Annotated in this window: 25 protein-coding genes; 15 read left to right on the top strand and 10 right to left on the bottom strand. The window is 67.5% G+C overall.

Annotation, left to right across the window (positions count from 1 at the left end):
- Positions 1–39: 39 nt before the first annotated feature.
- The 5 genes from ACTIGJ_RS11160 to ACTIGJ_RS11140 form a co-directional block, all read right to left on the bottom strand.
- Complete coding sequence (locus ACTIGJ_RS11160; RefSeq protein ID WP_439640386.1) at positions 40–981, bottom strand: caspase family protein; 942 nt, start codon at positions 979–981, stop codon at positions 40–42.
- Between the two features lie 341 nt (positions 982–1322).
- A complete protein-coding gene (locus tag ACTIGJ_RS11155) occupies positions 1323–1751 on the bottom strand; it encodes an ExbD/TolR family protein (protein ID WP_439640385.1) in 429 nt (142 codons plus the stop codon).
- Between the two features lie 18 nt (positions 1752–1769).
- Positions 1770–2195, bottom strand: a complete 426-nt coding sequence (locus ACTIGJ_RS11150; RefSeq protein ID WP_439640384.1) for an ExbD/TolR family protein — start codon at positions 2193–2195, stop codon at positions 1770–1772.
- A gap of 10 nt (positions 2196–2205) precedes the next feature.
- Positions 2206–3114 carry a MotA/TolQ/ExbB proton channel family protein gene (locus ACTIGJ_RS11145; protein WP_439640383.1) on the bottom strand — a complete coding sequence of 303 codons (909 nt, stop codon included), beginning with the start codon at positions 3112–3114 and terminating at the stop codon, positions 2206–2208.
- A 53-nt stretch (positions 3115–3167) separates the two neighbouring features.
- The gene (locus tag ACTIGJ_RS11140; protein WP_439640382.1) at positions 3168–3797 is read right to left on the bottom strand and encodes an energy transducer TonB; all 630 of its coding nucleotides are present in this window, start codon (positions 3795–3797) and stop codon (positions 3168–3170) included.
- A gap of 189 nt (positions 3798–3986) precedes the next feature.
- Here ACTIGJ_RS11140 and ACTIGJ_RS11135 point away from each other — a divergent pair, with 189 nt between their 5' ends.
- The 5 genes from ACTIGJ_RS11135 to ACTIGJ_RS11115 all read left to right on the top strand — a co-directional run bounded on the left by ACTIGJ_RS11135 (position 3987) and on the right by ACTIGJ_RS11115 (position 9362).
- Entirely contained in the window at positions 3987–4193 is a 207-nt protein-coding gene (locus tag ACTIGJ_RS11135) for a hypothetical protein (RefSeq protein ID WP_439640381.1), read from the top strand.
- Positions 4194–4409: 216 nt separating this feature from the next.
- Positions 4410–5513 carry a sigma-54 interaction domain-containing protein gene (locus tag ACTIGJ_RS11130; RefSeq protein WP_439640380.1) on the top strand — a complete coding sequence of 368 codons (1104 nt, stop codon included), beginning with the start codon at positions 4410–4412 and terminating at the stop codon, positions 5511–5513.
- A gap of 58 nt (positions 5514–5571) precedes the next feature.
- A complete protein-coding gene (locus tag ACTIGJ_RS11125; RefSeq protein WP_439640379.1) occupies positions 5572–6060 on the top strand; it encodes a rhodanese-like domain-containing protein in 489 nt (162 codons plus the stop codon).
- A 94-nt stretch (positions 6061–6154) separates the two neighbouring features.
- The gene (locus ACTIGJ_RS11120) at positions 6155–7078 is read left to right on the top strand and encodes a M14 family metallopeptidase (protein ID WP_439640378.1); all 924 of its coding nucleotides are present in this window, start codon (positions 6155–6157) and stop codon (positions 7076–7078) included.
- A gap of 19 nt (positions 7079–7097) precedes the next feature.
- The gene (locus tag ACTIGJ_RS11115; RefSeq protein WP_439640377.1) at positions 7098–9362 is read left to right on the top strand and encodes an ATP-dependent DNA helicase; all 2265 of its coding nucleotides are present in this window, start codon (positions 7098–7100) and stop codon (positions 9360–9362) included.
- Here ACTIGJ_RS11115 and ACTIGJ_RS11110 read toward each other — a convergent pair.
- Positions 9357–10250, bottom strand: coding sequence for an RluA family pseudouridine synthase (locus tag ACTIGJ_RS11110; protein ID WP_439640395.1), 894 nt, complete (start codon positions 10248–10250; stop codon positions 9357–9359). The genes ACTIGJ_RS11115 and ACTIGJ_RS11110 overlap by 6 nt on opposite strands.
- Positions 10251–10352: 102 nt before the next feature.
- Here ACTIGJ_RS11110 and ACTIGJ_RS11105 point away from each other — a divergent pair, with 102 nt between their 5' ends.
- From ACTIGJ_RS11105 to ACTIGJ_RS11080, 6 genes are all read left to right on the top strand, one after another.
- Entirely contained in the window at positions 10353–10490 is a 138-nt protein-coding gene (locus tag ACTIGJ_RS11105) for a hypothetical protein (RefSeq protein WP_439640376.1), read from the top strand.
- 108 nt (positions 10491–10598) lie between these two features.
- On the top strand, positions 10599–11363 hold the full coding sequence (locus ACTIGJ_RS11100; RefSeq protein WP_439640375.1) for a hypothetical protein: 765 nt from the start codon (positions 10599–10601) through the stop codon (positions 11361–11363).
- Between the two features lie 110 nt (positions 11364–11473).
- Positions 11474–12226: a DUF1223 domain-containing protein gene (locus ACTIGJ_RS11095; RefSeq protein WP_439640374.1), complete on the top strand. Its 753-nt coding sequence runs from the start codon at positions 11474–11476 to the stop codon at positions 12224–12226.
- Between the two features lie 398 nt (positions 12227–12624).
- Positions 12625–13791: an acyl-CoA dehydrogenase family protein gene (locus ACTIGJ_RS11090; protein ID WP_439640373.1), complete on the top strand. Its 1167-nt coding sequence runs from the start codon at positions 12625–12627 to the stop codon at positions 13789–13791.
- Between the two features lie 85 nt (positions 13792–13876).
- The gene (locus ACTIGJ_RS11085; RefSeq protein ID WP_439640372.1) at positions 13877–15040 is read left to right on the top strand and encodes an alpha/beta hydrolase family protein; all 1164 of its coding nucleotides are present in this window, start codon (positions 13877–13879) and stop codon (positions 15038–15040) included.
- Complete coding sequence (locus ACTIGJ_RS11080; protein ID WP_439640371.1) at positions 15033–16250, top strand: alpha/beta fold hydrolase; 1218 nt, start codon at positions 15033–15035, stop codon at positions 16248–16250. The genes ACTIGJ_RS11085 and ACTIGJ_RS11080 overlap by 8 nt, the downstream gene beginning before the upstream one ends.
- On the opposite strand, the gene ACTIGJ_RS11075 is transcribed toward ACTIGJ_RS11080, so the two are convergent.
- From ACTIGJ_RS11075 to ACTIGJ_RS11065, 3 genes are all read right to left on the bottom strand, one after another.
- A complete protein-coding gene (locus ACTIGJ_RS11075) occupies positions 16239–17216 on the bottom strand; it encodes a tRNA dihydrouridine synthase (protein ID WP_439640370.1) in 978 nt (325 codons plus the stop codon). The two genes, ACTIGJ_RS11080 and ACTIGJ_RS11075, sit on opposite strands and share 12 nt — an antisense overlap.
- Before the next feature lie 127 nt (positions 17217–17343).
- A complete protein-coding gene (locus ACTIGJ_RS11070) occupies positions 17344–17583 on the bottom strand; it encodes a hypothetical protein (RefSeq protein ID WP_439640369.1) in 240 nt (79 codons plus the stop codon).
- A 67-nt stretch (positions 17584–17650) separates the two neighbouring features.
- On the bottom strand, positions 17651–18271 hold the full coding sequence (locus ACTIGJ_RS11065) for a TetR/AcrR family transcriptional regulator (RefSeq protein WP_439640394.1): 621 nt from the start codon (positions 18269–18271) through the stop codon (positions 17651–17653).
- Between the two features lie 94 nt (positions 18272–18365).
- Here ACTIGJ_RS11065 and ACTIGJ_RS11060 point away from each other — a divergent pair, with 94 nt between their 5' ends.
- The 4 genes from ACTIGJ_RS11060 to ACTIGJ_RS11045 all read left to right on the top strand — a co-directional run bounded on the left by ACTIGJ_RS11060 (position 18366) and on the right by ACTIGJ_RS11045 (position 23719).
- The gene (locus ACTIGJ_RS11060; RefSeq protein WP_439640368.1) at positions 18366–19991 is read left to right on the top strand and encodes an acyl-CoA carboxylase subunit beta; all 1626 of its coding nucleotides are present in this window, start codon (positions 18366–18368) and stop codon (positions 19989–19991) included.
- A 41-nt stretch (positions 19992–20032) separates the two neighbouring features.
- Positions 20033–21196, top strand: a complete 1164-nt coding sequence (locus ACTIGJ_RS11055; RefSeq protein ID WP_439640367.1) for an acyl-CoA dehydrogenase family protein — start codon at positions 20033–20035, stop codon at positions 21194–21196.
- Between the two features lie 72 nt (positions 21197–21268).
- Positions 21269–21691, top strand: a complete 423-nt coding sequence (locus ACTIGJ_RS11050; RefSeq protein ID WP_439640366.1) for a hypothetical protein — start codon at positions 21269–21271, stop codon at positions 21689–21691.
- 33 nt (positions 21692–21724) lie between these two features.
- A complete protein-coding gene (locus ACTIGJ_RS11045; RefSeq protein WP_439640365.1) occupies positions 21725–23719 on the top strand; it encodes an acetyl/propionyl/methylcrotonyl-CoA carboxylase subunit alpha in 1995 nt (664 codons plus the stop codon).
- 82 nt (positions 23720–23801) lie between these two features.
- On the opposite strand, the gene ACTIGJ_RS11040 is transcribed toward ACTIGJ_RS11045, so the two are convergent.
- Positions 23802–25760 (bottom strand): DUF1302 family protein, encoded by a 1959-nt coding sequence (locus tag ACTIGJ_RS11040; protein WP_439640364.1) that lies wholly within the window; start codon positions 25758–25760, stop codon positions 23802–23804.
- Positions 25761–25993 lie beyond the last annotated feature (233 nt).

Genomic DNA, 25993 nt, shown 5'->3' with positions numbered 1-25993 from the left:
ACTATTCACAAACCCAAGAGCTCGCCATCGCGGCGTGACTCAATCGAAATGGCCTCCGGGAAAACCGGGGCGGTTCAAGTCGCTAGCGAGAAGCATCTTGATATGACGTATTTTTTCCTGCGAACTCTCAACGCTCGGATGCTCCTCTGGATAAGGAACGGCAATCAGTCGGTCTAGATCCTTATTTTCAGGCGTCTCTAGTTCCGCAAGATTTGGCGCCCTAATTATGAAATCTCCATCTCCTTCAAAATATCCATAGTGCGGCGTCTGATTGGAATTTCTATCTCCGGAAACTTTTCCGTATACATATGCCATTAGTCCGCTAGCAGTGATGATGCCTTCTGGAGTTGCAGCATTGCCACGCAATCCCTCAATGAGGTGTCCCGTAAATACTGAATGATTAGGTATCGGGCCTCCCGCATCAGCGACCACTTCATCGGCTTTTCCGGCGGTGAGTACTTGTCTCGAATGTCGCAGCATCATGTCCTTGACGAATCTCACGCTGCCGGGTTGTAGGTGGCGTGTCAACGCGAGGCCGCCGTAACAAGCATCCATGATAAAAAGAACGTGCTTAGAGCGGATGAGCTCTGAGTTTCGCGTCAATTCGTCCCACCGAATGAGTGTCGCAAGGTCCTTAGTATCCGCATCGAAGGGAACTAAATAACCGATCTCTCCTCGGCTACCTGACTTGGTGTGACCATGTCCAGCGAAGAAGACAAGTAGACGCTCATCTACATCGATGTCATCGCGGGCGAAACGAAGGTATGCTTTTAGGATGTTAGATCGCGTCGCCTCGGCATCGGTGAGGTATGCGACATTCTCCTCTGGGAATTCGAGCTCGCCTACGAGAATGGAGCGAACTTCACTTGCATCACTCACTGCATACGAGAGCGGCGAGACTTTCTCGTACCTGTCGATTCCGATTATCAGCGCGCGGCTATTCGTGTAGTGAGTCTTGAGAAGAAATCGGAGGTCGCGCATCTTCACACTCTTGGCTATTGGTTAGCGGGAGCATAGCGGACGGAGAGGCCGAGGATCGCTCGTTACCATACTGTTCTCCAGGAGTGTTCCGAGCGTCGCCACGATCGCTACGAGCCGATTGCTGCCATTCGACGTTTGGCTGCGAGTTCAGCCCGCTTTAGGAATATCGATCAGTTCCTGCGCCGATGTCACATCAGAAGCACCAGCAGCCCGACGACTACCGGCTCAAAACAAAAAGCCCGCTGACCCCGATCCCCATCATCGGTCGTCAGCGGGCTTTCGCATGCATGCAGCGCACGCGTGCCACGGCAGGCCGCTGCCGCTACATCGTCAGCAACACATCAAAGGAATTGCTCGGCCCCGACCAGCCCGACCTTGGTCAGCCCTTCGCGCTGCACCGCCGCCATCACGCCGGCAACGACTCGGTACGGCACCTTGGCATCCGGGCGGATATGCAGTTCCGGCTTGACGGGGCTGGCGGCTGCGGATTTCAGCTGGCTGTCGAGCGCGGCGGTATCGGCCAGCGGGTCGCCGTTCCAGCGGATGACGCCGCTGGCGTCGATGTTGATGCGCACGATCTCGGGCACGGTCAGCGGTGGCGGCGGGTTGCCGGCCGGCAGGTCCAGGTTCACGGCGTGCAGCTGGATCGGGATGGTGATGATCAGCATGATCAGCAGCACCAGCATCACGTCGATCAGCGGCGTGGTGTTGATGTCGGCGATCACGTCGGGATCGTCATCCGATCCGCCCGAAGCGATGTTCATGCCCATTGCGATTCTCCGGGTGGTTCAGCCGCGCGGTGGCGGCTGGGTGATGAAGCCGAGCTTCAGGATGCCGGCGCGCTGGCTGGCGACGACGACGCGCCCCACGTGCTCGTAGGCGGCGCCGCCATCGCCCCGGATCTGCACTTCCGGTTGCGGCTTCAGCACGGCCACTTCCTTCAGGCGGTCCACCAGCTCTTCCTGGTTGCCGATCCGCTGCTCGTTCCAGTAGACGTGGCCGTCGACATCCACTGACAGGTTGATGTTCTCCGGCTTGGTCACCCGTGGCTGGTTGACTTCCTTCGGCAACTCCACCGGCACCGCGCGGGTGACGACGGGAATGGTGATCAGGAAGATGATCAGCAGCACCAGCATGACGTCGACCAGCGGCGTGGTGTTGATGGCGGCGACGAGTGCGTCTTCGTCTTCGCCGGTCTTGAAGTGGGCACCCATGTTGGCGTGCTCAGGCGGCGGCAGCGGCGCGCTGTTCGCGGCGGCGCGGGCTCGGCACTTCCACCGGGCGCGACGCCTGCGCGCCGAGCAGCACGGCGTGCAGTTCGGAGCCGAAGTTGCGCACCTGCTCCAGCGCCGACTTGTTGCGGCGGACCAGCCAGTTGTAGCCGAGCACGGCTGGCACGGCGACGGCCAGGCCGATGGCGGTCATGATCAGCGCCTCGCCGACCGGCCCGGCCACCTTGTCGATCGAGGCCTGGCCGGCGATGCCGATCGCAGTCAGCGCGTGATAAATGCCCCAGACCGTGCCAAACAGGCCCACGAACGGCGCCGTCGAACCCACCGTTGCCAGGAACGCCAGGCCGCTCTGCAAGCGGCTCTGCACGGCGTCGATCGCGCGCTGGATCGACACCTGCGTCCATTCGTGCAGGTTGATGTGCGCGTGCAGGCCGCGATGCCGTTCGGTGGCATCGGCGCCGGCGCGGGCGATGTAGCGGTAGGCACTGTGCGCGTCGAGCGTCTCGATCGCCTCGGTCACGCCGCCGGCCGACCAGAAGGTTTCGCTGGCGCGCTGGCCCTGTCGGTTCAGGCGGGTCTGTTCCCAGAGCTTGGTGAACAGCACGTACCAGCTGCCGACCGACATGATCAGCAGGATCGCCAACGTCGCCTTGGCGACGATGTCGCCGCCTTTCCACAGCGCATCGAGGCCATAGGGGTTGTCGACCGATTCGGTGCTGGCAGCCGTCAGCGCGGCGGCCGGTGCGATGTCTGCGGGGGCGGAGCTGGCTGCGGCGCTGCTGCCAGTAACGACTGGCGCGGCGGCATCGGCCGTGGCGGCTTCCTGCGCGTGCAGGGTGGTGGACGCTAGGCCCAGCAGCAGCGCGGCGACCAGGGTGCGGGAGGTGCGGGAGTGGATCATGGTGTTTTCTCTCGGGATGGGGCGGGGAAGCCGTGGCGGCTGCAGCGGAAGGCTTAGCCGAAGTTGAAGGCGAAGGGCACGCGCACGCGGACATCGCGGCCCTGGCCGTTGCAGCGGAACTCGGCCACCGCGCGGGTGGCCGTGCTGGTGAAGATCGAATTGCTGCTGCTGATCGCGGTGACGTCGCGGACGCTGCCGTCGGCGCCGACGGTGAACTCCACCAGCACCTTGCCGGACAGGCCCATGCGCTCGGCCTGGGTCGGGTACGGCACGCGGGCGCGCACCTGATCGGAGTTCGGGCAGGCCACGGCGGCGTTGACGATCGGCGCCGGCACCGGCACGGCCGGTGCGGCCGGCGGCGGCTCCGGTACCGGTTCCGGGCTGCTGGTGATGGTGGCGGTCTGCACCGGCGCTTCGACCACCACCTCGGCCGGCGGCACGTACGACGGCGGCGGCGTCTGCGGCTGCACGCGCACCTGCTTCGGTGGCGGCGGCGGTGGTGGAGGCGGCGGCAGCGGCTTGATCTCCTCGATCACGCTGACCGTCAGCGGCGCCTTCAGCACGTCGACCACCTTGTGGGCAAAGCCGGTGGCCAGCGCATAGGCCACCACCAGATGCAGGCCGACCACGGCGGCGAGGCCGGCAAGATTCTTTCGGGGTTCGGGATAGGCGGTGTAGTTCACGGGACTTCGGGCTCGGATTCGACAGGAACCGCCGGCATGGCGGCAGTGGCGGGCCCGGATGCACCGAGCCGTCACGCCAGATTGAAGGGCATAGGCCATGCCAGCGTCTGGAATGGAGTCGTCGTCCGGTTCAAGTGATTGACGGCGGATGGATTTGTCATTGATGCCGATCCATCTGATCGCCCAGTCATGCGCGCCAGCCATGCTGGCATTACAGCAATCTGCGGCAGTGGACTGTTGAAATTCCAGCAGCGCTGCGCTTTCGCGGCTGGACTGATGCACGACGCGTGCAGCTGCGAACACGGCTGCGGCAGCGCCGGCATTGACCGAAAATTGATTGAGAAGTGCTTGATGGAACAAGCAAATACGAAAATCGCCGGTCGCCGTGCCGACTAAGCAAATGCGAAATGTATCCATTGCCGCGCGCGGCACTGCTGGATAATCGGCTCGACGACAGGTTTGCACCGGCATCGGGAATGCCCGGCATGCAGGCCGCTGTTGCGTCGCCCCCGGAACAGTGGATTCCGAATTCTTTCGTTATGCGCAGCGGTCGGACGTAGAGTCCGCCGCCGTCAAGCCGGGTTGGGCCGTGTCACCAGGGAGAGCGGAACCATGAGCGAGTCGTACTATGCCGAGCCGAAGGTTCTTCAGCTCACGGGCAGCAATGCCGAGACGGTGACCATCCGCGCCAAGGCGCTGGTCTTTGTCGATCCGGTATCGCAGGGGATCCTGCAGCAGCTGGAGCAGATCGCGCCCAGCGAAGCGCCGGTGCTGATCATCGGCGAGACCGGCACCGGCAAGGAGCTGGTGGCGCGCCACATCCATGAACGCAGCGGCCGGCGCGGGCCGTTCGTCGCGGTGAACTGCGGCGCGATCAGCGAGCAGCTGGCCGACAGCGAACTGTTCGGCCACGAGATCGGCGCGTTCACCGGCGCCAGCCGCCGCCGTGAAGGCTGGTTCGAGGCGGCCAACGGCGGCACGTTGTTCCTCGACGAGATCGGCGACCTGCCGCTGGCGTTGCAGGTGAAGCTGCTGCGCGTGCTGCAGGAGCGCGAGGTGGTGCGGCTCGGCTCGCGCAAGTCGACGCCGGTGGACATCCGCCTGGTGGCTGCCACCAACGTCGATCTCGGCGATGCCGTGGCGGCCGGCCATTTCCGGCTCGATCTGTTCTACCGCCTGAACATCGCCCAGGTGCGCCTGCCGCCGCTGCGCGAGCGCCCGGGCGACATCCTGCCGCTGGCGACCCACTTCCTGAACGTCTACAGCCAGCGCCTGAAGACGCGGCGGCCGGAGTTCACCGAGGCCACGCGGCGGGCGCTGGAAAGCTATGTCTGGCCCGGCAACATCCGCGAGGTGGAGAACGTCATCCACTTCGCGCTGCTGGTGGCCGACAAGGGCGAGGTCCGCCCGGAGCACCTGAAGCTCAACAGTGTGGCCGCCAGTTCGCCGCACGGGTCGCCGTCGGCGCGGCTGTCGCCACGCGAGCAATTCGCCGAGGCGACTAGGGCGCTGCTGTCCGAATCCGGCGACAACCTGTTCAACGAGCTGGAGCGGATCATCGTCGACGAGGCATTCCGCCACAGCCGCTACAACCAGGTGCGCTCGGCGCAGGCGCTGGGCATCTCCCGCAACGTCATGCGCACCCTGCTGAAGAAGCACGGCCATCTCGGCGACAAGCTCGATGACGACGGCTTCGACAGCGCCGTGGCGGCCTGAGCGCGTCGCCACGCCGTCTTCCATCCCGCAGCATTCCGAACCACAAGGACCCTTTGCGATGAACCGTCATCTCCCGTCTGTGGCTGTCTGGCTTTCCACTGCCGCCGCGCTGGCATCGCCGGCCCTGTGGGCGGCGTCGCCGCAGGCCCCCGCCGTGCAGGCCGCCGCGCAGGCCGAACCGGCCTGGAAGTACAAGGTGCAGCGGCTCGATCGCGGCCAGCTGGATGCGCTGCTGGCTCGCCCGGACCAGCTGCTGCTGATCGACGTGCGCCGGCCGGAGGAAGTGGCCAGCAAGGGCCGCTTCCCGGTCTTCCTGAACATCCAGGCCGGCGAGCTGGCCGACAGCCTGAAGTTCATTCCGAAGGACCGCGCGCTGGTCACCGTGTCGAACCATGCCGGCCGCGCCGGCGCCGCTGGCGATCTGCTGGCCGCCAAGGGCTTCAAGGTGGCCGGCGCGATCGGGGTTGCCAACTACCTCGAACAGGGCGGTCACTGGGCGCTGGCCGCGACCGCCGAACAGGCCGCCGTCGCGCCGGCCGCGCGCTGATCCGCCGGGGCGCGTCAGTGCCGTGATGGGCTCCGCCCGGTCGCCCGCCGGGCGGTGCTACCGTCTGCGGGTTCCAGCCCCGACGAGCACGGCAATGACGGCCCCGACCTCCTATCCCATCGGCACGCCCGGCACCCCCTGGGGTGCCCGCGAGATCGCCGCCTGGCGCGCCCAGCAGCGTATCCAGCGACGCTATGCGGACGATGTGCTGCCGGCGATCGAGTGCCTGCGCGCCGGCCACGAGGTCGTCGAATACGGCCGGCTTGATCACGATCCGGTGCGCTACCCGCTGTTCGCCGTCCGCAATCGCGACTGGCATGCGCAGCGGCCGACCGTGCTGGTCACCGGCGGCGTCCACGGCTACGAGACCAGCGGCGTGCACGGCGCGCTGCGCTTCGCCGAACGGCACGTGGCGGCCTATGCCGGGCGTATCAACTGGCTGATCGCGCCCTGCGTCAGCCCCTGGGCCTACGAAATGATCCAGCGCTGGAACCTGCAGGCGGTCGATCCCAACCGCTCGTTCCGCGACGGCGGCACCGCGCAGGAAGCGCTGGCGCTGATGGCGCTGGTCGCGCCGATCCGCGAGCAGGTGGCGCTGCATGTCGACCTGCACGAAACCACTGACAGCGACGAAAGCGAGTTCGGCCCGGCGCGCGATGCCCGCGACGGCAAGCCGCACACGCCGGGCGTGATCCCGGACGGCTTCTATCTGGTCGATGACACCGAAGCCCCCGAGCCTGCGTTCCAGCAGGCGGTGATCGACGCGGTGGCGCGGGTCACGCATATCGCCCCGGCCGATGCCGGGGGCCGGATCATCGGCTCTCCGGTCGTGTCGCCGGGCGTGATCCGCTATCCGCTGCGCGCGCTCGGCCTGTGCGCCGGCATCACCACGGCGCGTTACCGCACCACCACCGAGGTCTATCCGGACAGCCCGCGGGCGACGCCGGAGCAGTGCATCGCCGCGCAGGTCGCGGCAGTCTGCGCGGCGATCGACTACCTGCTGGACCCGTCACGCTGAGCCGAATCCGGGCCGGACGATGAGTGCGGTGATCGCCGTGCGGGAACTGTGCGAGTTCGCCGCCAAGCGCGGCGATCTCGACCGCCGCTTCACGCCGGCGCCGAGTGCCGCGCAGGGCATGGCCGGCCATGTCCGCGTCGCCGGCCGCCGGGCCGGCGACTACGAACGCGAGATCAGCCTGAACGGCACGATCGGCGGCCTGCAGATTCGCGGCCGCGCCGATGGCTACGACCCGCAGCTGCAGCGGCTGGAGGAGATCAAGACCCATCGCGGCGAGGTCTCGCGGATTCCCGACAACCACCGCCAGCTGCACTGGGCGCAGCTCAAGGTCTACGGCGCGCTGTTCTGTGCAGCGCGCGGGCTCGAAGCGATCGCGCTGGCGCTGGTCTACTTCAATGTCGACGACGAAGCCGAGACCGTGCTCGATGACCAGGCCACCGCCGCCGAGCTGAACGCCTGGGTCGAAACGCTGGCCGCTGACTATCTGGCCTGGGCCGCGCAGGAAGCCGCGCATCGGGCGCGCCGCAATGCCGCGATCGACGGGCTGCGCTTTCCGCACGCCGCGTTCAACGCCGGCCAGCGCGGCCTGGCCAACGCCGTGTTCCGCGCCGCCCGCCACGGCAGCGCGCTGATGGCGCAGGCACCGACCGGCATCGGCAAGACCGTCGGCACGCTGTTCCCGGCGCTGAAGGCGATGGCCCATGCGCCGATCGACAAGCTCTACTTCCTCACCGCCAAATCGCCGGGCCGGCAGGTGGCGCTCGATGCGCTGGCGCTGATCCAGCCGGATGACCGCGAACCCGCGCTGCGGGTGCTGGAACTGCGCTCGCGCGACAAGGCCTGCGTGAACCCGGACAAGCGCTGCAACGGCGAATCCTGCCCGCTGGCCAAAGGCTTCTACGACCGCCTGCCGGCGGCCCGCGCCGCCGCGGTGGAGGTATCGCCGCTGGACGAGAACCGCCTGCGCAGCGTCGCTGCCCGGCACAGCGTCTGCCCGTATTACCTCGGCCAAGAAATGGTCCGCTGGGCCGATGTCGTGGTCGGCGACTACAACTACTTCTTCGATGGCAGCGCCATCCTGTCGGCGCTGCAGCAGCTCAACGAATGGCGGGTCACGGTGCTGGTCGACGAGGCCCACAACCTGGTCGACCGCGCCCGCGACATGTATTCGCTGACGCTCGACGAGGACGCGCTGCGCGCCGCGATCCGGGTCGCGCCGGGCAGCCTGAAACCGTCGTTGCGGCGAATCGGCAAGACGCTGTCCGATCTCGCCAACGGCGAGGGCTTCATCGATGGCGGCCAATACGCGGTGCTCGACGGCGTGCCGGACAGCCTGAACGGCGCGCTGTCCGAGTTCATCGGCAATGCCAGCCGGCTGCTGGCCGAATCGCGCGACGAATTCGCCGCCGAGCTGCAGCAGTTCTATTTCGATGCCATCGGCTTCACCCGGCTGGCCGAAGTGTTTGGCCGCCATTCGATGATCGACGTCACCGTGGAAGCACCGGACGTGACGCGGCTCGCCATCCGCAACATCGTGCCGGCGCCGTTTCTGGCGCCACGCTTCGAAGCCGCACATGGCGCGGTGATCTTCTCGGCCACGCTGAACCCGCCCGCGTACTACCGCGATCTGCTCGGCCTGCCGGCCGCCGCAGCCTGGCTGGACGTGCCGTCGCCATTCGCTGCCGATCAGCTGGACGTCCGCATTGCCCGCCATGTCTCGACCCGCTTCGATCGCCGCGAAGCCTCGCTGGCGCCGATCGCCGCACTGATCGCCGGGCAGTACGCAGCGCGGCCCGGCAACTATCTGGCCTTCTTTTCCAGCTTCGACTATCTCGAACGGACCTTGGCCAGCCTGCGCGCGGCGCATCCGACGCTGCCGGTCTGGGCGCAGGCGCGGCGCATGGACGAGGCCGCGCGCCAGGCCTTTCTCGACCGCTTCGCCGCCAGCGGCCAGGGCATCGGTTTCGCGGTGCTTGGCGGCGTGTTCTCCGAAGGCATCGACCTGCCGGGCCAGCGGCTGATCGGGGCTTTTGTGGTCACGCTCGGCATTCCGCAGGTCAATCCGGTCAACGAGCAGATGCAGGCGCGGATGGAAGCGCTGTTCGGCGCCGGCTACGAGTACACGTACCTCTATCCCGGGTTGCGCAAGGTCGTGCAGGCGGCCGGCCGGGTGATCCGCCATCGCGACGATCGCGGCGTCGTGGTGCTGGTCGATCCGCGCTACGGCCGGCCCGACGTGCAGGCGCTGCTGCCGTCGTGGTGGCAGCTGCCGGCAGCGCTATAGCCGGAACTGACTGTCGAAGCAGCGCGCCTCGCCGCTCAGCGGATCGGTGAACGCCAGGCGGCGCGCCAATAGCTTGAGCGGCCGGCTGTGGTCGTCGATGCCGTCATCGCACAGCACGGGATACCAGCGGTCGTTGACGATCGGCATACCCAGCGCGGCCATGTGCACGCGCAGCTGGTGCTTGCGACCGGTCAGCGGTGTCAGCCGGTAGCGGCTGATCGCGCCGAGCGTCTCGATCCGTTCGATCCGCGTCTCGCTGTTCGGGGCGCCGTCGGCCTCGGCCATCCGGAAGAACGGTGCGCTTTCGACCATGCGGCTGCGGTGGGTCATCGGCAACGACAGTTCGTGGCGGGTCGGCGCCAGTGCTTCGTAGGTCTTGTCGATGCGGCGCTCGGCGAACAGCGTGCTGTAGGCGTGGCGCGTCGCCGGATTGACCGAGAACAGCACCAGCCCAGCCGTCTCCCGATCAAGTCTGTGCAGCGGGATCAGCGCATCGAGCCCGGTCTGCTGCTTCAGCCGCACCAGCAGCGTTTCGCGCAGGAAGCGGCCGGACGGAATGGTCGGCAGGAAGTGCGGCTTGTCGGCCACCAACAGATGCGCGTCGCGATACAGGATGGTGGCCTCGAACGGGATCGGCGTTTCGTGGGCGAGGTCGCGGTAGTAGTGGATCAGCCGGCCGGCCCGGTACGGCGCGCTGGCGTCGAGCGGCTGGCCGTCGCTGTCGTGCACGCGGCCGGCCTGCATCCGCGCCTGCCACACGGTGCGCGAAATGCCGGCGAAGCGCTGGCTGAGGAAATCGAGCAGCAGCGGCCAGTCGCCCGGTGGCAGCCGGACGCGGCTGGCGCCGACGCCATCGACGGTCGGCAGCTGGGAAACGGGATCGGGCAGGCGGCTCACGGCGGCGATTGTGAGCTTTTCCCGCTGCGCCGAAGGTGACGCGAGATAATAATAAGGAACCATACTTTATTGCCCGCCACCGGTTCGGTTGCCATGCCCCGCGAGTCCCTCCTCCTGTCCGCAGCGGCCGTGCTGGCGCTGGCAGCGCTGCTTGCCTTCGTGATGCTGCGCGAATCCTTGGAAGCGCGGCGCCAGCGCCTGCAGGCGCAGTACGACGCGCTGGCGGCCTAGCTCGGTGCCGTCTGCCCGTATGCGGCGCCGGAAGACCAGGCCGCGTTCGATCGCTGCCGCAAGGCGCTGTTCGGACCCTCGCTTCTGCGCGCCGCACTGCCGGAGCGGATGCTGTGGGGGCGGGCGCGCGGCAAGCCGCTGAAGGACACGCCGCTGACCGAGTTCGCGCCGGATGTCTACGCCGGTCTTTACGCGCCGCTGTTCATGTTCGAGGGCCGGGCCGAAGTGAGCTACGACGAAGGCGAGCGGCTCTACAAGGCGACCCTGCCGGTGCGCTTTCGCAACCGCCTGGCGCCGGGCCAGTTCCCGTACCCGTTCTGGCATGACAAGACCAAGTGGGGTGGCTACCAGTCGGCCACGGCGCTGGTCTTTTACCTGCGTCCGGACGACGGCCGGATCAAGGTCGTGCAGTTCCAGCCCGGGGTGGTCGATGCCGAATTGGCGGCAAAGGTTGATGCCGACGTCGCCGCCTTCGATGGCCAGTGGCTGTGGACCGACAGCGCCGGCCGTACCCAGCCGCAGGTGACGCTGTTCGACGGCTTGTACGACGCCGCCAATCCGCACCTGCCGCAGATCGACAGCGCCTACCGCGCGCTGGCGCTGGAGCTGCGCGAAGGCGAGTGCGACGACTGCCACGTGCCGCGCAATCCGAAGAAGATCGAGCGTCTGGTGCTGCTGCAGACGCCAGCCCACGCCGCCGGCGAGATCAAGCGCATCCTCCACTCGGTGCGCAGCGGCGAGATGCCCGAAGACGAGGACGGCCACGAGAAGCCGCTGCCGCCGGCCGTCGAGGCCCGTCTGCTGGCCCGCGCCGAAGCCTTCGACGCGGTGCTGACCGAAGCGCGGGCCTGGGAAGCGAAACAGGCGCACTGACCGCTACCCGGTTTGTCGGCGGATCGGGCCTGAATTGCGGACGTTCTGACCTCGCCACCGGCATGCCGGGCGCTCAGTCTCTGTCCTCGTCCGTTTCAGGAGCGTCCGTCATGACTGCATCGAATTCCCGTCATCGGTTCCGGACGCTGGCCGCTTTGCTGATCTGGGCGGCAGCGGCGGCCGATCCGGCAGGCGCGCAGGCGGATCAACGATCGGTGTCCGGGGCCTTCAATCGACCGGTGCTGCTGGAGCTATTCACCTCGCAGGGCTGTTCGTCCTGCCCGCCGGCCGATGCGGTGCTGCGCGAGCTGTCGAGCCGTGGCGACGTGCTGGCGCTGGGCTTCCACGTCGATTACTGGGATGCGCTCGGCTGGGTCGATCCCTTCGCCAGCCCGGCGTTCACCGCGCGCCAGCACGCCTATGCCCGGCAGCACGGCTTTCAGGTCTATACGCCGCAGCTGGTCGTCGACGGCGCGACGGCACTGGTCGGCTCGCGCCGCGCGCAGGCCGAGGACGAGATCATCGCGGCGGCTGCGCGCCGGCAGGCGGCACCGGCCACGATCAGCCGCGACGGCCGCAGGGTTCGCGCAGCGCTCGGCAAGACGACCGAGGCGGGCGCGGCCGGCGAAGTCTGGCTGATCAGCTTCGATCGCGAACTGGCGACCACGATCCGCAGCGGCGAGAACGCCGGCAAGCGGATCGTCTACCCGAATGTGGTGCGCTCTATCCGCAAGCTGGCCGACTGGTCGAACACGCCGCTGATGCTCGACGAGCTGCTGGCTGCGGATGAGCGCGGTGAACGTCTGGCGCTGGTGGTGCAGGCGCCCGCCGGGCGCGTCTGGGCCGTGGCCGCTACCGACTGAGCGCGGCGGACCCGCTTCCTGCGCCAATTGGGGTCTCGCTAATTGGGGTCTGACCCCAATTTCTGGCCCCGCCGGACCCTCCGGGGCAGCGTCCGGCGTCCTGTTCCAGACGATGGAAATGCCGTGTGTCTCGCGGCCGCCTCCAGGCTGGTCCTGGCGGCATTTCCAGCCTCCTCGGCAATCGGGCCACGGCTGGAGATCGCAGTGGCGGGGCGCTGAGAGCCCCGGATGGCGGCGGCTGATTGCCAATCCATTCAGTGGCTTGACCCGAGATGGTGGGGCGTTTGCGTTGACAGGCCGGAACGCCTGTGACTTCATATAAAACAGTCCAGACCGTATGTAACTAAGATTACCGTCTGCCGCCGGCCGCAAGCCGGCCCGTCACCCTCACCCCATGAATGGCCGCACGACGGCCGGAGCCCGCGATGATCCCTCGTACCCTGTTTTCCGCCGAACACGACGATTTCCGCAAGAGCGTCGCCCGCTTCTATCAGGACGAGATCGTTCCGCACCGTGAAGCCTGGGACAAGCAGCAGCACATCGAGCGCAAGGTCTGGAACCGGGCCGGTGAACTGGGCTTCCTGTGCACCGCGATTCCGGACGAATTCGGCGGCATGGGCGGTGATCGCCTGTACAGCGTGATCCTGATGGAAGAGCAGGCCTATGCGCTGGATTCCGGCACCGGCTTCTCGCTGCATTCCGACATCGTCGCCCACTACATCAACAACTTCGGCACCAAGGAGCAGAAGCTGGAATGGCTGCCGAAGATGGCGTCGGGCGAAGTCGTCACCGCCATCGCGATGACCGAGCCGGGCACCGGCTCCGACCTGCAGGGCGTGAAGACGACGGCGGTGTCGGACGGCGATGACTACATCATCAACGGCTCGAAGATCTTCATCACCAACGGTTACCTGTCCGACATGGCGATCGTCGTCGCGAAGACCGGCAACACCGGTGAAGGCGCGAAGGACATCTCGCTGATCATGGTCGAGTCGTTCCGCGACGGCTTCACCAAGGGCAAGCCGCTGAACAAGATCGGCATGAAGGCGCAGGACACCTGCGAGCTGTTCTTCAAGGACGTGCGGGTGCCGAAGAAGAACCTGCTCGGCCGCGAAGGCATGGGCTTCGTGATGCTGATGCAGGAACTGGCCTGGGAACGCCTGATGATCGCGATCACCTCGATCGCCGGCGCCGAAGCCGCGCTCAAGCACACGCTGGAATACACCCGCAACCGCAAGGTGTTCGGCAAGACTGTCGCCAGCTTCCAGAACACCCGCTTCAAGCTCGCCGAGATGAAGGCGGAACTGGCGATCGGCCGCGTCTACATCGACCGCTGCATCGAGCTGGTGCTGAACAAGAAGCTCGGCGTCGACGATGCCGCCACCGCCAAGTACTGGGCTTCGGACCTGCAGGGCAAGGTCATCGACCAGTGCCTGCAGCTGCACGGCGGCTACGGCTACATGCTGGAGTACCCGATCGCCCGCGCCTGGATCGACGCCCGCGCGCAGCGCATCTACGGCGGCACCAACGAGATCATGAAGGAACTGATCGCTCGCACGCTGTAGTTGAATCGGCGCGAGCTTTCGAAAGTGCCTTGAGTGGCACTTTCGAGCGTCGATTCAACGGGCGGCAGCCCCGGCGGACATGAAAATGAACAATCCAGCGCGCTGGTGGGAGCAGCTCCCGCACGACTACTACCAGCGTGTCGACGCCACCGAGATCGACGCCGATCACCGGTTCAAGGTGCACGGCTCGGCGCTGGCCGACCGGGTGCTGCGCACCGGCCTCGGCAGCCTGGTGTCGGCGGCGATGGCCCCGGGGCTGGTGCGGCGCAGCGGTGTGGCCCGGGAACGGGCGGCCCTGCGCTGGTACCAGCCGCTGGCCGATCGCGCTGCGCTCGACGCGGTGTTCGTCGCGCCGCCGGCCCAGGTGCCGATCGACGAACGGCCGCCGGGGCTGCTGGACTGGCGGCCGGCCGGCATCCCGGCTCGCCACTGGTCGTTCGAATCGCCGTTCGTGCCGCTGAACCCGGCGCTGCGCGCGGCCTATGCGAAGTCCGGCCGCAACCGCCGCGCTCATGCGCTGCACCTGCATCACCCGGATGGCCCGCGCAAAACGCTGATCTGGCTGCACGGCTTCACGCTCGACAGCTACCGGATCAATGCCATTGGCTTCGCGCTGCCGTGGCTGTGGAAGCGCGGCTACGACGTGCTGATGGTGACCCTGCCGTTCCATGGCGCGCGTGCGGAAGCCTGGCATCCATTCAGCGGCTACGGCTACTTCGCCGGCGGCATGGCGCACGCCAATGAAGCGATGCTGCATGCGGTGCACGACATCCGCATCTTCGTCGATCACCTGCTTGATGCCGGTGCGCCGAGCGTCGGCATTTCCGGCCTGAGCCTCGGCGGTTACCTGAGCGCGGTGATGGCTTCGGTGGACCCGCGGCTCAAGTTCGCGATCCCCAACTCGCCGCTGGTGGTGCCGATCGACATGGCACTGCAGTGGCAGCCGCTCGGGCCGCTGATCCGCCTGCTGCAATGGCGCGACGGTTTCGGCATCGGCGAAATGCGCCACGGCATGGCGCTGCACAGCCCGCTGAGCTGGCAGCCGGCGATCGCTGCCGAGCGGCTGCTGATCATCGGTGGTGCCGGCGACCGCTTTACCGCGCCCAGCTTCGTCAACCTGCTGCACCGGCACTGGGCCGGCTCCCGCCTGCACTGGTTTCCGGGCAATCATGTGCTGCACCTGCAGCAGGGCCAGTACCTGCGTTTGATGAAGCGCTTCATGGACCAGGCCACCGCCGACAATGTCTGAGCTTCCCCTTGATGAACTGCCGGACGCGCCGCGTCGTGGCGTGCTGCAGCTGAACGGCCGGATCGCCGGCACCGTTGCCAACGGCTTCGACTGGCTGTTCCGCCGCGAACGGCTGATCCAGTCCGGCCGCACCCATTTCCGGCTGGTGCTCGATGGCGAGCTGATGTCGGTGCGCCGCTATGACCCGCCGGAGGAACGCTTCATCGACCTGCCGGACGGCGACCGGCTGCCGGTCAACCGCGCGCTGTATCCGGTGCCGCTGGTGCTGGTGCCGCCGCTCGGCGTGACCTGCGACACCTTCGACCTGATGCCGACCCGTTCGCTGGCCCGTTACATGGCGGCGCGGGGCTTTCGTACCTACCTGATCGACTGGGGCCGGCCGACCCCGGCGCACGCTCGGCTCGGTCTGGTCGATTACGTCGACCGCATGATGAGCGAGGCGCTGGCCGCGATCCGCCGCGACAGCGGCTCCAAGGACCTGAGCCTGTTCGGCTGGTGCATGGGCGGCCTGCTGAGCCTGATGCATGCTGGGCTGACGCAGGATCGCCACATCCGCAACCTGGTCACCGTCGCCAGCCCGATCGACTTGCGTGGCGGCGGCGTGGTGGCGGGTCTGGCTGGCGCGCTCGATGCGCCGGCCCGGCTGGTGCGCAAGTACAGCGACTTCCGGCTGATGGGCGTCGACCCGCAGAAGCTGACCATTCCCGGCTGGCTGCTGGCGCTCGGTTTCAAGATGACCAACCCGATCGCCAGCATCACCACCTACTGGGATCTGATGACCCAGCTGTGGGACCGCGAATTCGTCGAGAAGCATTCGACCACCTCGAACTACCTGAACCGGATGCTGATCTACCCGGGCGGCGTGGTCCGCGACATGCTGCTGCGGATGGCGATCGACAACGAACTGGCCACCGGCCGCATCCAGATCGACAGCCGGATCGCCGAGGTCGGCACGATCAAGGCTTCGGCGCTGGTGTTCGCCGGCGACCGCGACACCATCGTCGCGCCGCGCATCGCGCGCCGGATCGTCGACCTGCTGCCGACTCGCGACAAGGCCTGGCGGCTGGCGCCCGGTGGCCATATGGGCGTGGTGCTGGGCAGCACCGCGCCGCGCGAGGTCTGGGGGCCGGCGGCCGACTGGCTGGCCGAGCGTTCGCAGCCGAAGCCGGTCCGCAAGCGGTCGCCCCGCAAGCCGGCTTCAGCGATCTAGCGCAGCGGCATCAAGCGGCGCCGAGGCCGCCAGCAGCGCACCGATCGCGGCGATGTCGTTAAGCGTCCGCACCGCCACGAACAGTGCCTCGGCCTCTAGGTAGCTGCGGCCCAGCCAGACCAGCCACTGCTTCAGCAGGCCCGGCGCGTGACGCGGTGTGGCGACGTTGCCGCAGACGATGTCCCAGTAGCGCTGCAGCAGCGGCTGGATCTCGGCCCAGCCCATCGGCGTGACCTCGCGACCGTCGCGCACGGCAGCGATCTGCCGGGCCAGATCCGGCCGGGCGATCATGCCGCGGCCGAGCATCACGTCGTCGACGCCGCTGAGGCTGCGGCAGCGCCGCCAGTCGTCGACGCTCCAGACCTCGCCGTTGGCGAACACCGGCACCTTGACGGCGTCCCGGATCGCGCCGATCCGCTCCCAGTAAGCCGGTGGCTTGTAGCCGTCGACCTTGGTGCGGGCGTGGACCACGAGCGATGCCGCGCCGCCGTCGGCCAGCGCCTGCGCGCAGGTCACGGCGTCCTCGGCATGATCGAAGCCGAGCCGCATCTTGGCGGTGACCGGCACGGTCGCCGGCAGCGCGGCGCGCACGGCCGAGACGATGGCGTGCAGCAGTTCCGGCTCCTTCAGCAGCACGGCGCCGCCGCGCGACTTGTTGACGGTCTTCGCCGGGCAGCCGAAGTTGAGATCGATCACCGGTGCGCCGAGCGTGGCGGCAAACGCCGCGTTGTCGGCCACGCAGGATGGATCTGAGCCGAGCAGCTGCAGGCGCATCGGCGTGCCGGACGGCGTACGCGAACCGCGCTTAAGCTCCGGCGCCAGTTTCAGGAAGCAGTGCGCCGGCAGCAGCGTCTGGTTGACGCGCACGAATTCGGACACGCACCAGTCGATGCCGCCGACTTCGGTCAGCAGGCTGCGCAGGGTCTCGTCGATGAGCCCTTCCATCGGCGCGAGTGCCAGTTGCATCGGAGATCGTCGGGAAGCGGGCAGGCGCGGATCATAGGCGGTCGCCCTCCCTTTCGGGAGGACTTCCTCCGGCTTCCCCGAGCCTTGGCTTTCCCTCTTGTCGCGCTTTGGATCGCGCCCGCGTGTTCTAGTGGAGGCGGGCTGCCGCCGGTGCGATCCGGCGTTCCAGCGCCGCCAGCAGCGACGGCACCAGTTCGGTCAGCTGCCGCGTGTCGTGGCGGGCCACGCGATGCGTTTCGCTGAGCAGTTCGGATTCTGCCCGGAACGCGGCAACGCTGATCACCCGGCCGTCGGCCGCCGACTCCAGCCAGGCCTGCAGCTGCACGCTGGCATCGAAGCGGGAAGTGCCGGAATAGAGCTTGCGCATAGTCGGGTCGATGGAGCTGACGAACGGTAGCGAAAGCTTAGTTCGGCGGCAGGCCACCCGGCCCGGGTCAAGACTGCCCAGTGCGGCCGCCGACCGCCCGCACGCAGAACGCGCAGATCGAGCGGATCAGCGCTTCGCGGTCGGCCACCACTTCGCGCGCGGGGCCGATCGGGCCGACCAGCGCCTCGGTGTAGGCGCCGACGATGCAGGCGGCGCTGGCCTCGAGGTTCTGGGCCGCGAACTCGCCGCTCGCCGTGCCTTCGGCCAGCAGCCTGCGGAATACCTCGGCGAAGCGCTTGCGCTCGCGGATGCGGGCGATGTCGACCTCGGGATCGGCCGGCTCGGCGATGAACGCGTATGCCAGGTTCGGCCCGTTCAGCGCCCGCCGGACAAACGACTCGACGGCCGCGTAGAGCCGCTCGGTCACCGAACCGGGGCCGGCGCAGATGGCGTCGAGGATCTCGATTTCCAGCGTCACCGCCTCGGCCAGCACTTCGACGAACAGGTCGGTCTTGGCCTTGAAGTAGCGGTAGATGACGCCGGTCGACATGCCGGCCTCGGCGGCCACGGCGCTGACCTGCGCATCGCGCAGGCCGCCGCGCGCAATCAGCACGCGCGTGGCTTCGAGGATGCGCTGGCGGTTGCTCGCCAGACGCTCCTCCATCAGCGCGGAACGTCGGTAGGCCATGGGTTGACGGTTAGAAATGATTCTGGATTCAAGAAATGAAGCGTACTTCATTTCTTGTGCTAGAGTCCGCCGCATCCCGCCGCCCGGACGCGCCATGCCTGTCATCGAATCGAAGGTCGATCTCTCCAGCCCGCAGTTCCGCCAGCAGCGCGAGGACATGCTGGCGAAGATTGCCGAGTTCCGCGCCATCGAGCGCAAGGGCCGCGACGAGGAAGAATCCAAGCGCGCCCGCTACCACCAGCGCAAGCAACTGCTGCCGCGCGAGCGTGTGCACCTGCTGCTCGATCGCGGCAGCCCGTGGCTGGAGCTGTCGACGCTGTGCGGCTACAAGATGCACGACGACACTGATGGCGCGCAGGCCGGCGGCAACCTGATCGCCGGCATCGGCTACGTGGCCGGCACCCGCTGTCTGGTCGTGGCCTCGAACTCGGCGATCAAGGGCGGCACGATGACCGCGTTCGGCGTGCAGAAGACGCACCGGCTGCAGGAAATCGCGCTGAACCAGAAGCTGCCGGTGGTCTCGCTGATCGAATCCGGCGGCGCCAATCTGCTGTACCAGGCCGAGATCTTCATCCCCGCCGGTCGCCAGTTTGCCAACCAGGCGCGGCTGTCGGCGGCGGGCATTCCGCAGGTCACTGTCGTGCACGGCTCATCCACGGCGGGCGGCGCCTACATGCCGGGGCTGTCGGATTACGTGGTGATGGTGCGCAAGAACGCCAAGGTGTTCCTGGCTGGACCGCCGCTGCTGAAGGCGGCGACCGGCGAGATCGCCAACGACGAGGATCTGGGCGGCGCCGAGATGCACACACAGGTCGCCGGCACCGGCGAATTCCTGGCCGAGAACGATGCCGACGGCATCCGCATCGCCCGCGACATCGTCCGCAACCTCGACTGGAACCGTCAGCGGCCGAAGCTTGCGCTGCGCGAAGTGCGCGCGCCGCTGCATGACATCGACGAACTCTGCGGCGTGGTGCCGCCGGACTATCGCAAGCCCTACGACTGCCGCGAAGTCATCGCCCGCATCGTCGACGGCTCCGAGTTCCTCGAATTCAAGAACGAGTACGACCAGGCGACGATCTGCGGCCGCGCGGTGATCCACGGCCACCAGGTCGGCATCCTTGGCAACAACGGCCCGATCACCACGCGCGGCGCCACCAAGGCCGGGCAGTTCATCCAGCTGTGCAGCCAGTCGCAGATTCCGATCCTGTACCTGATGAACACCACCGGCTTCATGGTCGGCGCCGAAAGCGAGCAGGGCGGCATCGTCAAACACGGCTCCAAGATGCTGCAGGCGGTGGCCAACGCGCCGGTGCCGCAGATCACGGTGGTCATCGGCGGCGCCTTCGGGGCCGGCAACTACGGCATGTGCGGCCGGGGCCTGAGCCCCGATTTCATCTTCGCCTGGCCGAATTCCCGCACGGCGGTGATGGGCGGCGAACAGGCCGCCAAGGTGATGAGCATCGTCACCCGCGAAAAATGGCTCAAGGAAGGCCGCACGATCGGCGACGCCGAGGAAGCCAAATTGGCGGCGCTGGAAGCCAGGATCGTGGCCCAGTTCGAGGCCGAATCGACCGCTTTCGCCGCCAGCGCCCGGCTGTTCGACGACGGCCTGATCGACCCGCGCGACACCCGCCGCGTGCTCGGCCTGTGCCTGTCGATCTGCGCCGAAGCCAGCGCGCGGACGGTGGCCACCAACACCTTCGGCATCGGCCGCTTCTGAGCGCGCCGCACTTCCTTTTTCCCTTCCTTCCGGTCTCCGCCATGTACAGCACGCACGAACACCAGTCCCTCTACGACACGACCAAGAAGTTCGTCGAAACCGAGCTGAACCCGCACGTCAAGGAATGGGAGGAAGCCGGCATCTGGCCGGCCCGCGAGATCCTCAAGAAGATGGGTGATCTCGGCCTGCTCGGCATCGCCAAGCCGGAAGAGGTTGGCGGGCTGGGGCTCGACTACAGCTACCAGGTCGCGTTCGCCGAAGCGCTCGGCCATTGCGACTGCGGCGGCCTGCCGATGGCGATCGGCGTGCAGACCGACATGGCGACACCGGCGCTGGCCCGCTTCGGCAGCGACTATCTGAAGGAGAACTTCCTGAAGCCGGCCGTGGCCGGCGACATGGTCGCCGCGATCGGCGTCAGCGAAGCCGGTGCCGGCTCGGATGTCGCCGGCATCAAGACCGTGGCGCGCCGGGTCGGTGACGAGTACGTGATCACCGGCTCGAAGATGTGGATCACCAACGGCACCCAGGCCGACTGGGTCTGCCTGCTCGCGAACACGGGCGATGCGTCGGCCAACCAGCACGCCTCGAAGTCGCTGATCGTGGTGCCGCTCGATGCCAAGGGTGTCGATCGCAAGACCAGGCTCGACAAGCTCGGCCAGCGCTCCAGCGACACGGCGCTGATCTTCCTCGATGAAGTGCGAGTACCGGCCCGCCACCTGATCGGCGAGGAAGGCCGCGGCTTCGTGTACCAGATGCAGCAGTTCCAGGAAGAGCGGCTGTTCCTGTCGGCCAGCATCATCGCGGCGATGGAAAAGGTGATCGCCGACACCGCCGAATACACGCGCAACCGCAAGGCCTTCGGCGCTTCGCTGATCGACAACCAGGTGATCGCCTACCGGCTCGCCGAGCTGACCACCGAAGTCGAAGCGCTGCGCGCGCTGACCTACCGCGCCACCGCCGAGCACGTCGCCGGCCGCGACGCGACGATGCTGGCCTCGATGGCCAAGCTGAAGAGCGGTCGGCTGGCCCGCGAAGTCACCGACACCTGCCTGCAGTACTGGGGCGGGCAGGGCTACATGTGGGATTCCTCGGTCGCCCAGTTCTACCGCGACCTGCGCCTGCATTCGATCGGCGGCGGTGCCGACGAGATCATGCTGCGCATCCTCGCCAAGGGCCTGGGCTACGGCGGCAAGCGCAAGGCCTGAGCGCGCCGGCCGGCCCACCGCAAGGCGTCGCGCCGGCCCCGAAACCCGCTGTTCACCGAGAAGGACTCCGCCATGAACCTGCTCCGTCGTGCCATTCCGCTGCTGGTCAGCGCCGCGCTGCTGGGCGGCTGCGGCACGTCCGAAGATGCCGCGCCGGCAGCGCCGTCCGCAGCTCCGGCAAACCCGGCTGCGGCGCCGTTCCTGAAGCCGTCCGACAGCGCCGGAACGCCGCCGGCAGTCGTGGCGGAGAAGGAGTCCGGACGCGAGGTCTACCGCTGCGGCGACGGCCGCCAGCTGGTGCTGAAGCATTACGACGATCAACGGGTCCGGGTCGAGATCGACCATGAAACCCAGGTGCTGCGGCCGGCGGCGACCGGCGAAGGCCGGTTGCTGGTCGGTGATTTCGTCAACGTCCGGGTGGTCGGCGACAAGGCCACCGCCTCGCGCAACGGCATCGTGCTGATGTCGAACTGCCAGCTTCAGGCTGCACCCTGAAGCCGGCCCACCCAGCAGGAAGTGATGGCCAACATGAAGCGTTTCAGCAAGGTTCTGGTCGCCAACCGCGGCGAGATCGCGGTGCGGGTCCTTCGCGGCGCCAAGGCGCAGGGTTACCGCACGGTGGCGGTCTACAGCGATGCCGATGCCGGCGCGCTGCATGTCCGCGTCGCCGATGAAGCGGTGCGCATCGGCCCGCCGGCCGCGCGCGACAGCTATCTGCGGATCGAAGCGATCATCGCCGCCGCCCGGGCCAGCGGCGCGGACGCCATCCATCCCGGCTACGGCTTTTTGTCGGAGCGCGCCGATTTCGCCCGCGCCGTGCAGGACGCCGGGCTGGTGTTCATCGGCCCGGACCCGGCGTCGATCGACGCCATGGGCAACAAGAGCGCCTCCAAGCGGCTGATGCTGGCGGCCGGCGTGCCCTGCGTGCCCGGCTACCAGGGCGATGACCAGCGCGACGAGACGCTGATCGCCGAAGCGGTCAAGGCCGGCCTGCCGGTGATGATCAAGGCTGCGGCCGGCGGCGGCGGCCGTGGCATGCGGCTGGTGCACGACCCGGCCCAGCTTGCCGAAGCGATCGCCTCGGCCCGCTCGGAAGCCGCCAACGCCTTCGGCAGCGGCCAGCTGCTGATCGAGAAGGCGGTGATCGACGCCCGCCACGTCGAGATCCAGGTGTTCGGCGATCGCCACGGCGAGGTCGTCCATCTCGGCGAGCGCGATTGCTCGATCCAGCGCCGCAACCAGAAGGTGGTCGAGGAAGCGCCGAGCCCGGCTGTCGATGCCGAGCTGCGTGCGCGGATGGGCGCGGCGGCGGTGGCCGCCGCGAAGGCGGTCAACTACGTCGGCGCCGGCACCGTCGAGTTCCTGCTGGCGCAGGACGGCGCGTTCTACTTCCTGGAGATGAACACGCGGCTGCAGGTCGAGCATCCGGTGACCGAGTTGGTTTACGGCGTCGATCTGGTCGCCTGGCAGCTGAAGATCGCCCAGGGCGAGCCGCTGCCGATGACGCAGGCGCAGGTCCTGGCCGGCGCGCGCGGCCACGCCATCGAGGTGCGGCTGTGTTCGGAAGATCCGCGCCAGAACTATCTGCCGCAGACCGGCGAGGTGCTGCTCTGGGAGCCGCCGGCCGGCGACGGCCTGCGAATCGACAGCTATCTGGAAACCGGCCGGCCGATCAGCCCGCACTACGATTCGATGCAGGCCAAGCTGATCGCCTGGGGCGAGGATCGCGAGACCGCTCGCAGCCGGCTGCTCGGCCTGGTGCGCGATACCGCGCTGCTCGGCGTCGCCTCGAACAAGGACTATCTCGCCGCCATCCTCGCCACCGAGGCCTTCGCTTCAGGCGACTTCAGCACCGCCTTCGTCGGCCGGCATTTCCCGCAGGACGTGCTGGCAGCAGCCCAGCCGACGGCACGGCAGTGGTTGCTGGCGGCGGTGGCCCTGTACCTCGACGATGCCCAGCGCCTGGCCGCCGAACACGGTCTGGGCGAGGAACTGCTTGGCTGGCATTCCAGCCATGCATCGCCGGCGGCGCTGGCCTTGCGCTGGGGCAGCCGCGATCAGGCGATCGAGCTGCAGGTCGATAACGGCCGGCGCTTCTCGGCGCAGATCGGCGGCGTCGCGGTGGCGGTCGATGTCAGCGCCGTGGCCGCCGGCAGCTTCCGCTACGACGGCGACGGCGTGCAGGGCCGCGCCCGCTACGCGCGTGGCCGCGGCGACAGCCTGTGGCTGATGGCCGAAGGGGCGACCGAGTGCTTCGTCGACCGCAGCTATGCGCCGGCCGAAACCACGGCCGCCGGCTCCGATGGCCGGATCACCGCGCACAGCGACGGCAAGATCGTGGCCGTGCTGGTCAAGCCCGGCGACGCCGTCGCCAAGGGCCAGACGCTGGCCGTGCTGGAAGCGATGAAGATGGAATTCCAGCTGGCCGCACCGCTGGCGGGCGTGGTCGACACCGTCAGCGTCGCCGCCGGCGATCAGGTCAAGGCGCGGCAGCTGCTGGTGCAGATGGCGGCTGCCGGCTAGGTCGCATTGGCCGCCACGCGCGCCGACAAAAAAGCCCCGACGCTTTCAGGTCGGGGCTTTTTTTGACGCCTGGGCGCCGGGCTCAGAACTGGTAGCCGATGCGCAAGGTCACTTCATCCGCGTAGTCGACCGTCGACAGGCTGTTCGAGTTGGCGTTCGACAGATGGCCGTTGACGTAGTTGTAGAACATGTCGACGGTGACATTGCCGCTCGGCTTCCAGCGCAGCGCAGGCTGGATCAGCAGGCCGCCCTGGGTGTCGTAGAGCACTGCCAGGTCGGCGCGCCAGATCAGCTGGGCAAACGGCTGCTGCATCGCGAACACCACCGCGTCGTAGCCGCCGCTGACGCCCGGCGCCACGGTCCGCTGGTCGCCGCCCTGGCCGCGCAGGGAGCGGCCGAACAGATCGCTGCGGGTCTTGTGCAGCCACTGGCCGACCAGATAGGTCGCCGGTATCGAGGTGAAGAAGCGCTGGTACTTCTCGACGACCAGCGCCGTGGTGACCTCCGACTGCTGCAGGAAGGCTTGCCGCAGGCTGGGATCGGTGAAGGTGCGGTCCGGCGTGTACAAGGCCTCGAAGTTGATGATCAGCTGGTCGAGCAGCGAGCCCGGTTCGGCGTTGATGACATAGCTCAGGCCGCCGCCGACATTGGTTTCCGCCCGGTATTCGCGGGCGATGTGGCCGCGCAGGCCACCCTCGCTGCGGCCTTCCAGGTAGCCGCCGGCCAGCGCGAAGAAGGTGTCCAGCTGCACGGCGGCCAGGTCGTAGCCGGATTGCGGACCGTCGGGCGTCGGCACCACGAAGGCGCCGAGCAGGGCGGCGGCCGGGAATTCCGACACGGCGGCGTTCAGGCCGGTCACGCCGTTGAGCCGGGACATCGCTGCGTAAGTGAACCATTCTTCTGCCGACCAGACGCCGGTCGAATCGACCTCGAACGCGGTGTCCTGCAGCAAAGTGCCGGAGCCGGGCAGGCCGGGAAGGTCGCGGTTGACGCCGGACCGGGTCCAGCGGAACACGCCATCCGGGTTGTAGCGGCGGCCGGCGATGGCCTGCACGCCGAGATCGCCGATGGAGCCCTTGAAGCGAATGCCGTAGCTGAACTTGGAGTCGAAGTTGCCGTACAGGTCGTGGACGGTGAACTGCGACGCGATCGCGTTGTACGGGGTGTTCGGATTGCCGTAGACGGTGGGCTGGAACTTCTGGATGTAGGCGTCGACCAGCCAGTCGTCGTCGAGCTGGTAGGAGGTTCGCAGCGCCAGCGCCGGCACGCGCTTGTCGGAGAACTCTTCGGATGCGAAGTCGAGCAGCGAATGACGACGCAGATCGAGGCCGTCCGGCACATCGAGCACGCGGAAGAAGATCGCCTGACCCCAGGCGATCTGCTGGTTGCCGAAGCGCACGTTCAACGGGCCGTCCTGGTAGTCGAGGAACAGCGCCGGAAAGTTGATCAGATAGTTGCGTCCCGACCACTCCAGCGGGTTCGGATGGTCCTTGCCCTCGGCTTCGTACTCGAAATAGTTGGCGCGGCCGTAGAGCTTGCCGACCGCCTGGCTGTTGTAGGCGCCCGGCCGGAATTCGGTGTAAAGGCTCGGGTCGTAGATCAGCGAAGCCTTGGCCTGCAGCGACAGGTTGCTGGTGAACTTGATGTCGGCCTCGAGCCGCGCCCGCAGCATCGTCAGGTTCATCGGGCCGGATTGCTGATCGCCGAAGCGGGTCGTGGTGTCGCTGACCGGGATCACCGTGCCGTCCGGCGCGGTCAGCGCGAAGTTGCGGGTCACGGTGCGGCCGTTGAACAGGTTTCCGCGCTGGTTGAACGGATTGTTCTTGGCGCCGGCCGTGGAGACGGCGGCCTCGGTACGAACAAAGCCGCTGAAATCGGCGCTGAACGCCGGGCTGCCGAGCCAGCCGCCGTCGGTCTGCACCGGCTCGGGTGTCGGTTCCTCCGTTGCTGCCTCGCCGGCCTGCTGCGCCTGCGCGGCAGTACCGGTCAACGCTAGGCACAGCGATACCGCAGGCCACCATGTGCTGCTGTTTGCACGCATCGTCTTCCTCCCGGGGACTGGGCGGGTGATCCGGAGTGGATCCCTCGCTCGTTCTTCTGTCTGCCGAGCCGAATCCTGAGGACCCCTGCGGCTGGCACTGTTGCCGGCCGACGCTAGGCGTGGCCCGGAAGGGAGGTAATACCCGTTCGAGTAGGTCGCAATGCGGCAAAATTTCTGTCGCAGCAGTCACTTATCGTCGGGCTGCCGATCGTCGGCCCGATGCTCCCGCTGGT

Source organism: Nevskia sp., from assembly GCF_051860985.1.
Classification (GTDB): Bacteria; Pseudomonadota; Gammaproteobacteria; order Nevskiales; family Nevskiaceae; genus Nevskia.
This window is presented reverse-complemented; position numbering and strand designations above follow the sequence as displayed.

Coding starts and splice junctions, on each gene's coding strand:
- ACTIGJ_RS11160 (WP_439640386.1), bottom strand. CDS start 981: ATGCGCGACCTCCGATTTCTTCTCAAGACTCACTACACGAATAGCCGC.
- ACTIGJ_RS11155 (WP_439640385.1), bottom strand. CDS start 1,751: ATGGGCATGAACATCGCTTCGGGCGGATCGGATGACGATCCCGACGTG.
- ACTIGJ_RS11150 (WP_439640384.1), bottom strand. CDS start 2,195: ATGGGTGCCCACTTCAAGACCGGCGAAGACGAAGACGCACTCGTCGCC.
- ACTIGJ_RS11145 (WP_439640383.1), bottom strand. CDS start 3,114: ATGATCCACTCCCGCACCTCCCGCACCCTGGTCGCCGCGCTGCTGCTG.
- ACTIGJ_RS11135 (WP_439640381.1), top strand. CDS start 3,987: ATGCGCGCCAGCCATGCTGGCATTACAGCAATCTGCGGCAGTGGACTG.
- ACTIGJ_RS11130 (WP_439640380.1), top strand. CDS start 4,410: ATGAGCGAGTCGTACTATGCCGAGCCGAAGGTTCTTCAGCTCACGGGC.
- ACTIGJ_RS11125 (WP_439640379.1), top strand. CDS start 5,572: ATGAACCGTCATCTCCCGTCTGTGGCTGTCTGGCTTTCCACTGCCGCC.
- ACTIGJ_RS11120 (WP_439640378.1), top strand. CDS start 6,155: ATGACGGCCCCGACCTCCTATCCCATCGGCACGCCCGGCACCCCCTGG.
- ACTIGJ_RS11115 (WP_439640377.1), top strand. CDS start 7,098: ATGAGTGCGGTGATCGCCGTGCGGGAACTGTGCGAGTTCGCCGCCAAG.
- ACTIGJ_RS11105 (WP_439640376.1), top strand. CDS start 10,353: ATGCCCCGCGAGTCCCTCCTCCTGTCCGCAGCGGCCGTGCTGGCGCTG.
- ACTIGJ_RS11100 (WP_439640375.1), top strand. CDS start 10,599: ATGCTGTGGGGGCGGGCGCGCGGCAAGCCGCTGAAGGACACGCCGCTG.
- ACTIGJ_RS11095 (WP_439640374.1), top strand. CDS start 11,474: ATGACTGCATCGAATTCCCGTCATCGGTTCCGGACGCTGGCCGCTTTG.
- ACTIGJ_RS11090 (WP_439640373.1), top strand. CDS start 12,625: ATGGCCGCACGACGGCCGGAGCCCGCGATGATCCCTCGTACCCTGTTT.
- ACTIGJ_RS11085 (WP_439640372.1), top strand. CDS start 13,877: ATGAACAATCCAGCGCGCTGGTGGGAGCAGCTCCCGCACGACTACTAC.
- ACTIGJ_RS11080 (WP_439640371.1), top strand. CDS start 15,033: ATGTCTGAGCTTCCCCTTGATGAACTGCCGGACGCGCCGCGTCGTGGC.
- ACTIGJ_RS11075 (WP_439640370.1), bottom strand. CDS start 17,216: ATGCAACTGGCACTCGCGCCGATGGAAGGGCTCATCGACGAGACCCTG.
- ACTIGJ_RS11070 (WP_439640369.1), bottom strand. CDS start 17,583: ATGCGCAAGCTCTATTCCGGCACTTCCCGCTTCGATGCCAGCGTGCAG.
- ACTIGJ_RS11065 (WP_439640394.1), bottom strand. CDS start 18,271: ATGGCCTACCGACGTTCCGCGCTGATGGAGGAGCGTCTGGCGAGCAAC.
- ACTIGJ_RS11060 (WP_439640368.1), top strand. CDS start 18,366: ATGCCTGTCATCGAATCGAAGGTCGATCTCTCCAGCCCGCAGTTCCGC.
- ACTIGJ_RS11055 (WP_439640367.1), top strand. CDS start 20,033: ATGTACAGCACGCACGAACACCAGTCCCTCTACGACACGACCAAGAAG.
- ACTIGJ_RS11050 (WP_439640366.1), top strand. CDS start 21,269: ATGAACCTGCTCCGTCGTGCCATTCCGCTGCTGGTCAGCGCCGCGCTG.
- ACTIGJ_RS11045 (WP_439640365.1), top strand. CDS start 21,725: ATGAAGCGTTTCAGCAAGGTTCTGGTCGCCAACCGCGGCGAGATCGCG.
- ACTIGJ_RS11040 (WP_439640364.1), bottom strand. CDS start 25,760: ATGCGTGCAAACAGCAGCACATGGTGGCCTGCGGTATCGCTGTGCCTA.